General features: G+C 68.0%; 10 protein-coding genes. 3 read left to right on the forward strand and 7 right to left on the reverse strand.

Features of this window, described 5'->3' with window-relative positions:
- Positions 1 to 325: 325 nt before the first annotated feature.
- Complete coding sequence (locus FHW81_RS04005; RefSeq protein ID WP_003103761.1) at positions 326 to 2,020, forward strand: NAD-dependent malic enzyme; 1,695 nt, start codon at positions 326 to 328, stop codon at positions 2,018 to 2,020.
- A 120-nt stretch (positions 2,021 to 2,140) separates the two neighbouring features.
- On the opposite strand, the gene FHW81_RS04010 is transcribed toward FHW81_RS04005, so the two are convergent.
- From FHW81_RS04010 to FHW81_RS04025, 4 genes are all read right to left on the reverse strand, one after another.
- A complete protein-coding gene (locus FHW81_RS04010; protein WP_003113894.1) occupies positions 2,141 to 2,599 on the reverse strand; it encodes an NUDIX hydrolase in 459 nt (152 codons plus the stop codon).
- Positions 2,596 to 3,138, reverse strand: coding sequence for a dihydrofolate reductase family protein (locus FHW81_RS04015; RefSeq protein ID WP_003119560.1), 543 nt, complete (start codon positions 3,136 to 3,138; stop codon positions 2,596 to 2,598). The genes FHW81_RS04010 and FHW81_RS04015 overlap by 4 nt, the downstream gene beginning before the upstream one ends.
- 19 nt (positions 3,139 to 3,157) lie before the next feature.
- On the reverse strand, positions 3,158 to 4,486 hold the full coding sequence (locus FHW81_RS04020) for a mechanosensitive ion channel family protein (protein WP_003103754.1): 1,329 nt from the start codon (positions 4,484 to 4,486) through the stop codon (positions 3,158 to 3,160).
- 167 nt (positions 4,487 to 4,653) lie between these two features.
- The gene (locus tag FHW81_RS04025; protein WP_003113893.1) at positions 4,654 to 6,021 is read right to left on the reverse strand and encodes an MFS transporter; all 1,368 of its coding nucleotides are present in this window, start codon (positions 6,019 to 6,021) and stop codon (positions 4,654 to 4,656) included.
- A gap of 185 nt (positions 6,022 to 6,206) precedes the next feature.
- On the opposite strand from FHW81_RS04025, the gene FHW81_RS04030 reads away from it, so the two are divergent.
- Positions 6,207 to 7,547, forward strand: a complete 1,341-nt coding sequence (locus FHW81_RS04030; RefSeq protein ID WP_003122185.1) for a DEAD/DEAH box helicase — start codon at positions 6,207 to 6,209, stop codon at positions 7,545 to 7,547.
- 121 nt (positions 7,548 to 7,668) lie between these two features.
- Here the strand turns inward: FHW81_RS04030 and FHW81_RS04035 are convergent, their stop codons facing one another.
- A complete protein-coding gene (locus FHW81_RS04035; RefSeq protein ID WP_003103747.1) occupies positions 7,669 to 9,384 on the reverse strand; it encodes an MFS transporter in 1,716 nt (571 codons plus the stop codon).
- 216 nt (positions 9,385 to 9,600) lie between these two features.
- Between FHW81_RS04035 and FHW81_RS04040 the strand changes: the two genes are divergently transcribed.
- Entirely contained in the window at positions 9,601 to 10,926 is a 1,326-nt protein-coding gene (locus tag FHW81_RS04040; RefSeq protein WP_023091114.1) for a hypothetical protein, read from the forward strand.
- An 817-nt stretch (positions 10,927 to 11,743) separates the two neighbouring features.
- Here FHW81_RS04040 and FHW81_RS04045 read toward each other — a convergent pair.
- Both FHW81_RS04045 and FHW81_RS04050 read right to left on the reverse strand, forming a co-directional pair.
- Positions 11,744 to 11,974, reverse strand: coding sequence for a YheU family protein (locus FHW81_RS04045; protein WP_003091959.1), 231 nt, complete (start codon positions 11,972 to 11,974; stop codon positions 11,744 to 11,746).
- A 51-nt stretch (positions 11,975 to 12,025) separates the two neighbouring features.
- Positions 12,026 to 14,782 carry a hybrid sensor histidine kinase/response regulator gene (locus FHW81_RS04050; protein WP_004351210.1) on the reverse strand — a complete coding sequence of 919 codons (2,757 nt, stop codon included), beginning with the start codon at positions 14,780 to 14,782 and terminating at the stop codon, positions 12,026 to 12,028.
- Positions 14,783 to 14,784 lie beyond the last annotated feature (2 nt).

The raw sequence follows: 14,784 nt of genomic DNA on the forward strand, positions 1-14,784 counted from the left end.
AAACGGCCAACTGCTTCCGGGCCTGGATGCATTCAGGTTGTCCCGGCGATAACGGGCTTAACGAAGGAAAATCGGGGACTCATCGGCGTTCCCAGCGTATTCCCCTACGAAAGCGGCGGCTATTGTGACCTATTTTGACGCCAGCCTTCTGACCATTCGTCGAATGATCGGTTCCGGATGTGACGCGCCGGTTTCGCCGTGCAAGTGGCGATACTTGCGGGTCCGGCAATGACCTGTTGTTCGCCGTGGCCTTGGAAAGCCTCTGCGCCGGGGGTATGTTCGTGGTCCCCGTACCCGAGTGAAGCCCGTAGAAGCGAGTCCAGATATGACCGAAACAGCCAAGCGTCCCTTGTACGTTCCCCATGCCGGCCCATCGCTGCTGGAGATGCCGCTGCTGAACAAAGGCAGCGCGTTCAGTACCCAGGAACGCATCGATTTCAACCTGCAGGGCCTGCTGCCGCACAACATCGAGACCATCGAGGAGCAGACCGAGCGCGCCTACAGCCAGTACAACCTGTGCAACACCGATCTGGACCGCCACATCTTCCTGCGCTCGATCCAGGACAACAACGAGACCCTGTTCTTCCGCCTGCTCGAGGAGCACCTGGAAGAAATGATGCCGATCATCTACACCCCCACGGTCGGCCAGGCCTGCCAGGAGTTCTCGAAGATCTACCGGACCCACCGCGGCCTGTTCATCTCCTACCCGGACCGCGAGCGGATCGACGACATCCTGCGCAGCGCCACCAAGAACAACGTGAAGATCGTGGTGGTCACCGACAGCGAGCGGATCCTCGGCCTGGGCGACCAGGGCATCGGCGGGATGGGCATCCCGATCGGCAAGCTGTCCCTGTACACCGCCTGCGGCGGTATCAGCCCGGCCTACACCCTGCCGGTGGTGCTGGACGTCGGCACCAACAACCCGGACCTGCTCAACGACCCGATGTACATGGGCTGGCGCCACGAGCGGGTGAGCGGGGCGCAGTACGAGGAGTTCGTCGACCTGTTCATCCAGGCGATCAAGCGCCGCTGGCCCAACGTCCTGCTGCAATTCGAGGACTTCGCCCAGACCAATGCCATGCCGTTGCTGGAGCGCTACAAGGACGAGCTGTGCTGCTTCAACGACGACATCCAGGGCACCGCCGCGGTGGCCGTGGGCACCCTGCTGGCGGCTTGCAAGGCCAAGGGCGAGAAGCTCAGCGAGCAGACCGTGACCTTCGTCGGCGCCGGCTCCGCCGGTTGCGGCATCGCCGAACAGATCATCGCCGCCATGCAACTGGAGGGCCTGGACGAGGCCCAGGCGCGTCGGCGCATCTTCATGGTCGACCGCTGGGGCCTGCTCACCGACGACATGAGCAACCTGCTCGACTTCCAGCACCGCCTGGCGCAGAAGCGCGCCGATCTCGGTGCCTGGGGCGGCCAGCAGGGCGACGACCTGGCGTTGCTGGAAGTGATCCGCAATGCCCGGCCGACGGTGCTGATCGGCGTCTCCGGGCAGCGCGGGCTGTTTTCCGAAGAGGTCATCCGTGAGCTGCACAGCCATTGCAAGCAGCCGCTGGTGATGCCGCTGTCCAACCCGACCTCGCGGGTCGAGGCGACTCCGCAGGAAATCCTCAACTGGACCGACGGCCAGGCGCTGGTCGCCACCGGTAGCCCGTTCCAACCGGTGCAGGTGGGCGACAAGCGGATTCCCATCGCCCAGTGCAACAACGCCTATATCTTCCCCGGCATCGGCCTGGGGGTGATCGCCGCGCGGGCCAACCGGGTCACCGAAGGCATGCTGATGGCCGCGGCCAACGCCCTGGCCAACTGCTCGCCGATCGTTACCCAGGGCGAGGGCGCCGTGTTGCCGGCGCTGGGCGACATCCGCGAGGTCAGCAAGCGCATCGCCGTCGCCGTGGCCAAGCAGGCCCAGGCCGAGGGCAAGGCCCTGCATACCAGCGACGAGGTACTGAACGACGCCATCGAGGCGAACTTCTGGTTCCCGCGCTACCGTGCCTACCGCCGGACTTCGTTCTGAGGCTCTGCCGCAGGCTGCGCACGGGGGAGAGGCGTTAACCGCCGATATTCCGCGCGATCGGTGCGAGAACGCGAAAAGGCCACCCCGAGGTGGCCTTTTTCGTTGACGGTAGCGCTAGCGCTAGCGCACATGATCGGGGCGCGTCCGGTGTTCGGCCTGGGTTTCCGGGTTTTCCGCCGCGCGCCGCGCCAGGGCCGGCAGGACATGATCGCGCAGCAGCGGCGCGAGATTGTCCGGCTGCGCTTGGCCGGGGACCAGCCAGGCCAGTTCCTCCAGCTCCGCCTGCGCACAGACGGCGTGGGGCAGGCGGGCGACGTAGATATCGGCATCGACGCGGGTGTTCGCCTCGTTGGCCGCCGGCGCCTGGAAGCTGCCGAGGTGCTCGAAGGTCGAGGCGCCCATCGGCAGGCGCAGTTCCTCCAGCAGTTCGCGCTGTAGCGCGGCGAGGGGCGTTTCGCCCGGCTCGCGCTTGCCGCCCGGGAGCATGAAGGCCTGGGTGCCGCGCTTGCGCACCAGCAACAGGTTGCCCTGGTCGTCGAACAGGCAGGCGGCGGAAATGCTCAGCAGGTTGTCGGTCATTGCGGGTCGTCCTCGGCGATCACCTGGTAGCGCATCTGTACGATGCCGCTGTTGTAGCCATGTTGTTCCAGCAGTTGCAGGCGCCGCTCGCGGCCGCCGGCGAACAGCGGGATGCCGGCGCCGAGCAGCTGCGGAATGACGCTGACGATCACCTCGTCGAGCAGCCCGGCCGCCAGGCAACTACCGGCGAGGCTGCCGCCGCCGGCCAGCCAGACCCGCCGGCAGCCCTGTTCGCCGAGGCGTGCGAGGCCTTCCTGGGGCGTGCCATGGCGCAACTCGACGCCTTCCACCGCGCTCTCCCGGGGATTGCGGGTGAGCACCTGGCAGGGCTTGCCCGGATACGGCCAGTCGCCGAAGCCGCGCACGATATCGTAGGTGCCGCGGCCCATCAGCAGCCCGTCGATGCCCTGGTAGAAGCCGTTGTAGCCATGGTCGTTGCCGCCCTCGGCGAAACGGTCGAGCCAGTCGACGCTACCGTCGGGACGGGCGATGAAGCCGTCCAGGCTGGTGGCGACGTAGTAGATCAGGTGCGGTTTCATGGACGGCGCTCCCCTCGCTTCAGACAGTGGCTTCGTCGCTGCGGCTCGGTGCGGCCAACGCCTCGAACGAACGGGCCTCGGCGTCACGCCCTTCGAGCATGCCCTGCAGCCCCTGGCGCAGGTCCTGGCCGCTGGGCTGCTGGTAGGCGCCGAGGCCGAACTCCGGCATCACCGCCAGCAGGTAGTCGAACACGTCGCCCTGGATGCGCTCGTAGTCGACCCAGGCGGTGGTGCGGGTGAAGCAGTATATCTCCAGCGGGATGCCCTGGGCGGTCGGCTGCAACTGGCGGACCATGCAGGTCATGTGCGGATGGATGTCCGGATGGTTCTGCAGGTAGGCGAGGGCGTAGGCGCGGAACGTACCGATGTTGGTCAGCCGGCGGCGGTTGGCGGCCAGCGGGGCGACCCCGCCGTTGGCGGCATTCCACTCCTGCAACTCGGTCTGCTTGCGGGCCATGTATTCGGTGAGCAGGCGCACCTGGCTCAGGCGCCGCTCTTCCTTCTCGTCGAGGAAACGCACCTGGCTGGAGTCGACGTAGATCGCCCGCTTGATCCGCCGTCCGCCGGACTGCTGCATGCCGCGCCAGTTCTTGAACGACTCCGACATCAGGCGCCAGGTCGGCACCGAGACGATGGTCTTGTCGAAGTTCTGCACCTTCACGGTGTACAGGGTGATGTCCACCACGTCGCCGTCGGCGCCGACCTGCGGCATCTCGATCCAGTCGCCGACTCGCAGCATGTCGTTGCTGGTGAGCTGCACGCTGGCGACGAAGGACATCAGGGTGTCCTTGTAGACCAGCAGGAGGACCGCCGACATCGCGCCGAGGCCGGACAGCAGCAGGAGCGGCGAGCGGTCGATGATGATCGAGACGATGATGATCGCGCCGAACACGAACACGGCGATCTTCGCCAGTTGCACGTAGCCCTTGATCGAGCGGGTGCGGGCGTGCTCGGTACGCGCGTAGATGTCCAGCAGGGCATTCAGCAGCGCTGTGAGGGCGAGGATCAGGAACAGCACGGTGAAGGCCAGTGCCAGGTTGCCGAGGAAGTGCGCGGCCTTGTCCGGCATCTCCGGGATCCATGGCAGGCCGAATTGCACCAGCAGCGAGGGCGTGGTCTGCGCCAGGCGCTGGAACACCTTGTTGCGGATCAGGTCGCCGAGCCAGTGCAGCGCGGGCTGGCGGGCGAGCAGGTTGGCGGCGTAGAGGACGATGTAGCGGGCCACCCGGCCGAGGATCAGGGCGCCCACCAGCAGCAGGCCGAAGGCCAGGCCGGCGTGCAGGATAGGGTGTTGGTCGAGCGCCGACCAGTACCCGGAGAGCTGGTCGAGAAGGGATGTGGAGTCCATGGACAGGCGACTTCCTTTGTTGCGGGCGGGGGGGACGGGCCGGCCCCGCGGTTGAACGGAGATCCCGACGCGGGGGCCGGGAACGCACAAAGGAACCAAGAGTGCCCCATCGGGCGCCGGATCGCATCCCCGACGTGTCTACAAAGGTTTTCCGCCGACGCGCGGGCTCAGCCGGCAAGCTCCTCCAGGGTGCGCCCGCGGGTCTCGATGCCGAAGGCCCAGACCACCAGGGCGGCGACGCCGAAACAGAGGGCGCCGAGGGTGAACACCCCGCCCTGGCCGGTGAGCGGCAGGACCAGCCCGGTGACCAGCGGGCCGAGCAGCGAGCCGATCCGCCCGACCGCCGAGGCGAAGCCCGAGCCGGTGGCGCGCGCGGAGGTCGGATAGAGTTCCGGCGTATAGGTGTAGAGCACCGCCCACATGCCGAACAGGAAGAACTGCATGGCCAGGCCGAAGCCGATCAGCAGCGCCAGGCTGCCGCCGAACACCGCGGTCTGGCCGTAGGCGTAGGCCATCGCGCCGCCGCCGAGGAGCATCAGCACGCAGCTCGGCTTGCGGCCCCAGCTTTCCACCAGCCAGGCCGCGCAGAGGAAGCCGGGTATCCCGGCCAGCGAGATCAGCACCGTGTAGTACACCGACTGGGTGACGGCGAAGCCGGATTGCTGGAGCAGCGCGCTGAGCCAGGAGGTCAGGCCGTAGAAACCGAGCAGGGCGAAGAACCACAGGCCCCAGACGGTCAGGGTGCGGCGCCGGTAGGCTGGCGACCAGAGTTCGGCGAAGGCGCTGAAGAAGCCCGGACGGCTGCGTTCCCGCTGCGGCTGGCGCAGCGGCGGCGGCAGCTCGGTCAGGCCCAGCGAACGCATCACCCGTGCTTCTATGTCGCGCAATACCCGGTCCGCCTGTTCGCGCCGGCCGGCCTGCTCCAGCCAGCGCGGCGACTCGGGAATCAGGAAGCGGATGGCGAGGACGAACACCGCCGGCAGCGCCAGCACCAGGAAAATGCTGCGCCAGCCGGTCAGCGGCAGCAGGAAGTAGGACAGGCAGCCGGCAGCGACGAAGCCCAGCGGCCAGAAGCCGTCCATCAGCGCAATGTACTTGCCGCGGCGGCTGGCCGGGATCATCTCCGACAGCAGCGACTGGGCGATGGGAAACTCCATCCCCATGCCGATCCCCAGCAATACCCGGTAGAAGGTCAGGCTGTCGAGGTCGCCGGCGGTGGAGCACAGGTAGCTGGCCAGGCCCCAGAGCACGATGCTGGCCTGGAATACCGGCTTGCGCCCGAAGCGGTCGGCGAGCATGCCCGACAGGGCCGCGCCGATCACCATGCCGAAGAAGCTCGAGCTGGCCAGCAGCCCGGCCTGCGCCGAGTCGAGCCCGAACTCGGCTTTGATCGAGCCGAGCAGGAAGGTCATCATCGCCAGGTCCATCGAGTCGAAGAAGAACGCCAGCGCGATGATCACGAAGACCAGTCGGTGATATGGACTCAGCGGCAGCCGTTCGAGGCGTTCGGCGGCGGATGCGGGCGCGTCGGGCATGACCTGGTTCCTCTGGGCGGCGGGCGTCGAACGAGTCTGCGATCGCCGCCCGCGCCGTGCTTGCCTGGCGGCGACCCGGCGTCGAGCCGATTGCGACGCCGGCACTGGCCGTCGTGCCGCGCGAATAAAGCCTGCGCGCCGGCGCGGCAACCGTTAGGCTATGCACCTGTCCATTTTCACGTGCAATGCCGAGGTCTCCCTTGTTCAGCCAATTTCCCCTCCACGAACGCCTGCTGAAGGCACTGGAAAGCCTGTCCTTCAGCGAGCCGACGCCGGTCCAGGCCGCGGCCATTCCCAAGGCGCTGGAGGGGCACGACCTGCGGGTCACGGCGCAGACCGGCAGCGGCAAGACCGCGGCCTTCCTGCTGCCGCTGCTGCACCGCCTGCTGGCCGAGGACAAGCCGCGCTCCCTGGCGCGCGCGCTGATCCTCCTGCCGACCCGCGAGCTGGCCCAGCAGACCCTCAAGGAAGTCGAGCGCTTCGCCCAGTTCACCTTCATCAAGGCCTGCCTGATCACTGGTGGCGAGGACTTCAAGGTGCAGGGCGCGCGCCTGCGCAAGAACCCGGAGATCATCATCGGCACCCCCGGCCGCCTGCTCGAGCAGCGCAACGCCGGCAACCTGCCGTTGCAGGACATCGAGGTGCTGGTGCTGGACGAGGCCGACCGCATGCTCGACATGGGCTTCGCCGACGACGTGCTGGCCCTGGCCAATGCCTGCCCGGCCGAGCGCCAGACCCTGCTGTTCTCCGCCACCCACAGCGGCGCCGGGTTGAACAAGGTGATCGCCGAGGTGCTGCGCGAGCCGCAAGTGCTGCGCCTGAACCAGGTCGGCGAGCTGAACGAGAATGTCCGCCAGCAGGTCATCACCGCCGACGACGTGGCGCACAAGGAACAGTTGCTGCAATGGCTGCTGAGCAACGAGACCTACACCAAGGCCATCGTCTTCACCAATACCCGGGTCTCCGCCGATCGCCTGACCGGGCGGCTGATCGCCAACCAGCACAAGGTCTTCGTCCTGCATGGCGAGAAGGACCAGAAGGACCGCAAGCTGGCCATCGAGCGCCTGAAGCAGGGCGCGGTGAAGATCCTCGTCGCCACCGACGTCGCCGCACGCGGCCTGGACGTCGAAGGCCTGGACCTGGTGATCAACTTTGACATGCCGCGCAGCGGCGACGAGTACGTGCACCGCATCGGCCGGACCGGTCGCGCCGGCGCCGAGGGCCTGGCGATCTCGCTGATCTGCCATGGCGACTGGAACCTGATGTCGAGCGTCGAACGCTACCTCAAGCAGAACTTCGAACGACGCAACATCAAGGAACTGAAGGCCGCCTACCAGGGGCCGAAGAAACTCAAGGCGTCGGGCAAGGCCGCCGGCAGCAAGAAGAAAAAGCAGGACAGGAAGGGCGCCGCCGCCAAGCCTGCGGCCAAGCGCAAGCCCGCCGCGCGGCCGAAGGCCGGGCCGTCGGCGGTGGTCAGCGCCGACGGCATGGCGCCGCTCAAGCGCAAGAAGCCGACGGCGGAGTGATCGCGCGCCGCCGACCGCTTCGGAGGGCGGATAACCGTTTGCGGTTATCCGCCGCGCCGGCGTTGGATGGCGGATAACGCCGCTGGCGCTGTCCGCCCCGGGGGACTGCCTGGCCCCGTTCTCAGCTCCCCGCCGTCGCGCCCGCCTCGTCGTTGGCCGGCGGCGTGGCGCTCTTCACCAGCGGCGTATCGTAGCTGCTGGCCTCGTAGCTCACGCAATGGCGGATCTGCGGCGGACCGTCGCCGGCATGCAGGGCGGTGACGTTGTCGATGACGATCTTGTCGGCCAGGGTCATGCGGTCGAGCATGCGCAGGTGCTGGATCCAGTTGTCCACCAGGAACAGTTCCTGCCAGACCTCCGGGTTGCTCACGTCGCGGAACAGCGACCAGCGCTCCGCGCCGTTGCGCAGGCGCAGGCGGCGCAGCGGCTGGGCGGCGCGAACGAAGTCGCGGGTGCGCTCGGCGGGAATCCGGTATTCGATGGAGACCAGCACCATGCCCCGCCGCGTGTTGAAGACGAAGCTCGGCTGCCCGGGCATGCTCGCCGGCGCGCGGGAAATACTGGCGGCGTCCATTTCCGGCAGGCGCGAGTTGTACAGGAGGATCACCGAGGCCAGCAGCAGGCAGCCGGCGGCCAGCAGCGCGCCGTGCACGGTCATGGTCTCGGCGAGATGGCCCCAGAGGAACGAACCCAGCGCCAGGCCACCGTACAGCGCGGTCTGGTACAGCGCCAGGGCGCGCGCCTTGATCCAGTCGGGGACGAGGATCTGCACCGCCGAGTTGTAGGTGGCGAGGGCGCCGATCCAGCAGCCGCCACCGAGGATCAGCACCGGGAACAGGACCCAGAGGTTGTCCACCAGGCCGAGGGTCAGCAGGATCAGCGCCAGGGTGAAGCCGGCCAGGCTGATCAGCCGGCTGCTGCCGATCCGCTGGCGCAGGCGCGAGACCTGGGTGCTGCCGAGGATCGCGCCGAGGCCGAGGGCGCCGAGCATGTAGCCGTAGATCGCCGCGTCGCCGTCCGGGTTGCGGTGCGCCAGCAGCGGCAGCAGGGCCCAGACCGCGCTGGCGGAGAGGCCGAAGGCGAAGGAGCGCATCATCACCAGGCGGGTGACGGTTGAGTACTGGGTGAAGCGCAGCGCCGCGGTGACGCCTTCGAGGATGCCTTCCGGCGGCAGGCTGCGCTTGGGCACGTCGCGCCGCCACTGCCAGATCGCCCAGATCAGGGCCATGTAGCAGAAGCTGTTGAACAGGAACACCCAGGCCGGTCCCACCGCGCTCAGCAACAGGCCGCCGAGGGCCGGGCCGGCGGCGCGGGCGACGTTGTAGTTGACGCTGTTGAGCAGCACCGCGTCGCTGACCATGCGCGCCGGCACCTGCTCGTTGACCGCCGCCTGCCAGGCCGGGATGGTCACCGAGCCGCCGAGGGAGATCCAGAGGATGGAGATGATCAGCAGCACCGGGTCGAGGTAGCCGAGGAAGGCCAGCAGGGTGGCGAACATCGCTCCGGTCATCTCGAAGCTGAGCCCCCAGAGCATGATCTTGCGCCGGTCGTGGTTGTCGGCGATGACCCCGGAGAGGATCGACAGCAGCACCAGCGGCAGTGCCGCGGCGACCTGGATCATCGCCACCATCAGCGGGCTGGCGTGGGCGTCGGTGACCACCCAGGCGGCGGCCACCGACTGGGCCCAGGTGCCGAGGTTGGCGAACAGGTTGCAGATCCAGATGATGCGGAAGGCCTGGATCGAGAACGGCGCCCAGGTGCCGGTGCGTTCTGGCTTGGCCGCTTGGCCTTCGGGTTTGAGGGGCAGGTCGTGCTTGGGCGAAACGGACTGGAGCATCAGATGGGTGCCTTGTATCAGCGTGCCTGATGTCGGGAAAGTCTAGCCGCCTGGCGCCTGGGCGCCATTGATGGCGGTCATGGGGCCGGCCCGGCGTGGATAGACATTGGTCCGATGGCGCTATCGGAGAGTTCCGATGTCCAGGCAGGACAGTGCCCTGGGTGTCCCGCATTGGTAGGCTTGCCGGCACCGAGTCGAGACAAGAGCGAAAAGCCGATGAAGTTGCTGTTGCGTTGCCTGCTGCTGGGGGCGTGGGTCGTCTCGCCGAGCCTGTGGGCCTGGTCCAACCATACGGTGGGCAGCTACCTGGCATTGCGCGAGCTGGCGGCCATCCGCGAGGCGCCGGAAGTCGAGGTGGAGTCGCTGGAGGCGTTCCTCGCCGCCGAGCGCGGTGGACTGGCCGCCCTGCTGGACGAGCAGGAAGCCTACGCCCGAGCACATATCGGCAACTACCCGGCGCGTCCGGCCGCCCTGCGCTTCGCTGCCGAGGGCGAGGCCGGCGACTTGCGTCAGGCGTTCCTCGCGGCGCTGCGGGTCAACCCGGAGATCCGCCTGGCGCTGGCGCTCCAGCCGCTTCCCGGGCAGGACCAGCCGCAGCGCCCGCACCTCAAGCCACAGGAGGTGCTGGTGTTCCAGAACCTCTCGCCGTGGACCGCCTGGCGTTTCATCCGCCTGGAGCCCGGCGAGCGAGTCGCGCCCCTGGCAGTGCTGGCCACCGCCGCCGACGAACCGGACTACGGCCACGACATCAACCTGTTCAGCGACAACCCCGGCGAAGCCGGCCAGCGCTACGGCTTCGGCACCCAGCCATTCGGCGACCCGCGCTTCGAGTTCAGCTCCCAGGCGCCGTTCCACATGGGCTTCTATCACGAGGCGGCGGTGATCTACAGCGGCGCGCCGTTCCTCGCCCGGGCCTGGCCGGAATGGCGTGCCTACCAGTACTTCGGCCTGTCCCGCTTCGCCTTCGCCAACGGTCATCCCTACTGGGGCTACCGGTTCCTTGGCTGGGGCATGCACTACATCCAGGACATCACCCAGCCCTACCACTCCACGCCGCTGCCCGGTGCCAGCCTGGCGGCGATGCTACAGATGGAGGGCAAGGCATTGCTCGGCTACCCGGAGGAAAAGCAGGCGGCCATCGAGCGTGTCGCGAACCGCCATACCGCGGTGGAGAAATACCAGTTCGACTGGCTGCGCCAACTGCTCCGCGACGGCCGCCCGCAGCCGATGCTCGACGCCTACGCCGACACCCGCCGCGACGGTGCCTATCCGGCCTATTCGCCGACCTACTTGCGCGACGTGGTGGCCGCCGAGTCGAACGCCCACGCCGCGGCCTTCGACGCCGCCATCGGCGAATGGCTGGCCGCCCGCCCGGCCTCCGCCGCGCAGGACTTCAGCGAGAGCAACCAGCCACGCCCCGAGGCCCACGACAATGCGGTGCTGAACGCGCAACTGATCGAGCTGATCGGGCATTTCGGCGCGCATAGCCGGAACATCACCAGGGCGGCGTTGGAGACGGAGGAGGGTGGGGCGAAGGAGTGAGGGGGCGGCGGATAAGCGGCGGATAACCGCGAGCGGTTATTCGCCCTGCAGAGCGGGGGCGCTGTCCGGCGTTTCCGGGGCGTGTAGGGCGAATAACGCCACGGGCGTTATCCGCCGATGTCGCGGATAAGCGGCGGATAACCGCGAGCGGTTATTCGCCCTACGGAGCGGGGACGCTGTCCGGCGTTTCCGGGGTGTGCAGGGCGAATAACGCCATGGGCGATATCCGCCGATGTCGCGGATAAGCGGCGGATAACCGCGAGCGGTTATTCGCCCTACGGAGCGGGGGCACTGTCCGGCGTTTCCGGGGCGTGTAGGGCGAATAACGCCATGGGCGTTATCCGCCGATGTCGCGGATGAGCGGCGGATGACCGCGAGCGGTTATTCGCCCTACGGAGCGGGGACGCTGTCCGGCGTTTCCGGGGTGTGTAGGGCGAATAACGCCATGGGCGTTATCCGCCGATGTCGCGGATGAGTGGCGGATAACCGCGAGCGGTTATTCGCCCTACGGAGCTGGGGCGCAGTCCGGCTTTTTCGGGGTGTGTAGGGCGAATAACGCCATGGGCGTTATCCGCCGATGTCGCGGCTAAGCGGCGGATGACCGCGAGCGGTTATTCGCCCTATGGAGCGGGGGCGCAGTCCGGCGTTTCCGGGGCGTGTAGGGCGAATAACGCCATGGGCGTTATCCGCCGATGTCGCGGATGAGCGGCGGATGACCGCGAGCGGCTATTCGCCCTGCGGAGCGGGGGCGCTGTCCGGCGTTTCCGGGGTGTGCAGGGCGGCGAACCCGCCCCGCCAGGCGGGGCGATGCCGCGACTCAGTCGCGCAACAGCTCCGCAGGCACCTCGCTGCGCAACATCAACTGGCACTGCTGGCTCTCCGGGTCGAACAGGATCACCGCCTCGCCCCGCCGCAAGGCATGCCGGGCGCGTTCTACACGCACGTCCAGCGGGGTCTCGTCGCCATTGTCGGTGCCTTCGCGGGTGACGAAGTCTTCCAGCAGGTTGTTCAGGGTGTCGGCTTCGAGCAGGTCGTGGGGGATCAGCATTGGCGGTACTCCGGGATGGCGGCGAATGCTAGCGCGACGCATCGCGCACTGTCATGCCTGTCGCGAGGGCTGGCCGAGCAGGCGTTCGAGGGTGGCATAGAGTTCCGCCCGGTCCACCGGCTTGCCGAGGTAGGCGTCCATGCCAGCCTCGATTCCGGCCCGGCGGTGTTCGTCGAGGATGTGCGCGGTCAGGGCGACGATCGGTACGCGCGGCCAGCCCTGGGCACGCTCCTCCCGGCGGATCAGGCGGGTCGCCTCGAAGCCGTCCATTTCCGGCATCTCGCCATCCATCAGGATCAACTGGATGCCGTTCGGATCGCGCAGGTACTCGTCCAGCGCGAGCCGTCCGTTGCCGGCCAGGCGCACCGCGTAGCCGCGCTTGGCGAGGAAGCCGCGCACCACCAGCTGGTTCACCGGGTTGTCCTCGGCGACCAGGATGCATGGGGCGTCCGGGCGTTCGTCCGGGGCCGCCTCGCTGCTCCGCCCTGGCTGTCGGCGCCGCTCCCGGTACAGTTCCAGCAGGGCTTCGCGCAGGGCCTTCACCGCCACCGGCTGGGCCAGGGCCAGCAGGCGCAGGCCTTCGTGCGGCGGCAGGTCCTGGCAGTGCTGCGGCGGGCATAGCAGGAGGATGCGCTGGCCTTGCTCCAGTTGCGCATAGAGGGTGTCCAGCCAGATCGACGGCGGCCCCGGCCAGGGCGCCGCCAGGACCAGCAGGGGCGGTGCGCTGAAGTCCTCCAGGTAGGCGTTCAGCCGTCTCGGCTGCAGGCAGCGTTCGACCCGCAGTCCCCAACGCTCCAGCAATGCCTGCAGGCAGTCCAGGGTCAGGTTGTCCTCGCTGGCCAGCAGGGCCGGGCGGTGTTGCAGCAGTTGCGCCAGTTCGTCCGCTTCGCCGGCGTCGAGGGCGGGGCTGAGCGGCAGGTCGACGCTGAACCGGGTGCCCTTGCCCGGCTCGCTGCTCACCTCGATGCGCCCGCCCATCATCTGCACCAGCTCGCGGCTGATCGCCAGGCCCAGGCCGCTGCCGCCGTAGCGGCGGGTGGTGCTGGAGTCGGCCTGGGAGAAGGATTCGAACAGGGTCTTCTGCGCCTGGGCGGATATCCCGATGCCGCTGTCGCTGACGCTGTACAGCAGGCGCTCGTGTCCGCCCTCGTCGAAGCGCCGCTGCACGCGCACGGCGACATGGCCTTCGGCGGTGAACTTGAGGGCATTGCTGAGCAGGTTCATCAGTACCTGGCGCAACCGCGTCGGGTCGCCATTGAGGCGGCGCGGCACGCCCCTGTCCAGGCCGAGATGCAGGCGCAGGCGTTTTTCCACGGCCTGGGCGCTGAACAGCGCCAGGGTGTCGGAGAGCAGTTCCTCCAGGTCGAAGTCGATGCGCTCCAGGTGCAGCTTGCCGGACTCGATGCGAGCGTAGTCGAGGATATCGTTGATCACCGACATCAGCGCGCTGCCGGAGCTGGCGATGGTCTCCACGTAGGCCGCCTGGCCGCGGTCCAGCGGGGTGTCGCGGAGCAGTTGCAGCATGCCCAGCACGCCGTTCAGCGGGGTGCGAATCTCATGGCTCATCTTCGCCAGGAAGCGGCTCTTCGCCTCGTTCTCCACCCGCGCCTGCTCGGCCGCCTGGCGCGAGCGGAAGCCTTCCTCCTTGAGCGCATTGATGCGGTCGGCGAGGCCGATGGACAGGGTCACCAGTTCCACGGTCATGCCGATCTTGACCACGCTGCTGCCGAACAGGCCGAACAGTTCGAAGCCCAGCGAGGCGGCGGTGGTGACCAGGAACGACAGCAGCAGCGCGCCCCAGGCCAGGATGTAGTAGAGGCCGTAGCGCAGGCCCTGGCGCCAGACGTGGACGCCGGCCAGCAGCAGGCTGAGGGAGACCAGCATCACCGTCAGGCTGGCGAGGACGTTCCAGGCGCGCAGCCCCACCAGCGGCTCGCTGGCCAACAGGACCACGCAGGCCAGCAGCAGGCCGCGGAGGAAGCGGTCGAGGCGCGGGAAGTCGCGGCGGGTGTAGAGGTAGCCGCGGCTGAACTGGATCGACACCAGGCAGCTCAGGTACATCAGCAGGTAGATGCCGGCCGACTCCAGCGCCACGTGTCCGGGCAGCAGCTTGAACAGCAGGCCGTCGAAGCTGGCGGAAAACAGGCCGAGGCTGAGGTTGTACAGCAGGTACCAGGCGTAGGTGGCCTCGCGCAGCGAGACGAAGAGGAACAGGTTGTAGCAGAACAACCCGAACAGCACCCCGTAGAAGGCCCCGTTGAAGCCCATCAGGGTTTCCTGGCTGGCCGCGCTGGCCGCGTAGGTGCTGAAGTACAGCGGCACGTAGACGGTGCTGGTGCTCTGCACGCGCAGCAGCAGGGTGCTCTCGCCGGGCGGCAGTCGCAGCGGGAACCAGAAGTTGCGCACCTGCACCGGGCGCTGGGAGAAGGCGAACAGGTCGCCGCTCTCCTGCTGTTCGATGCGCCCATCGGCGGTCAGCAGGTAGACCTTGAGGTCGTCCAGCAGCGGGTAGTTGATCTCCAGGAAACCGGCCAGGTCGGTGCCGTTGCGGTTGTCCAGGCGCACCCTGAACCACCAGGCCGCGGCGTTCTTGCCGAAGTTCGCGTGGTCGCCGCGCAGGGCGGCGAAGGCCTGCGCCGGCAAGGCGAGGATGTCGCCCAGGCGCGCCTTGCCGCCGGCGTCGCGGTAGTACTCGGCGTATGCGCCCAGGGACAGGCGCAGGTCCTCTCCGTCCAGCGGCGCGGGCGGCTGCGCCCGGGCCGGCAGCGCGCAGCAGAGCAACAGCAGGACCAGGCAGAGTCGGGACATGC

The sequence above is a fragment of the Pseudomonas sp. RC10-4-2 genome, from assembly GCF_050433085.1.
Taxonomy (GTDB): Bacteria; Pseudomonadota; Gammaproteobacteria; order Pseudomonadales; family Pseudomonadaceae; genus Pseudomonas; species Pseudomonas aeruginosa.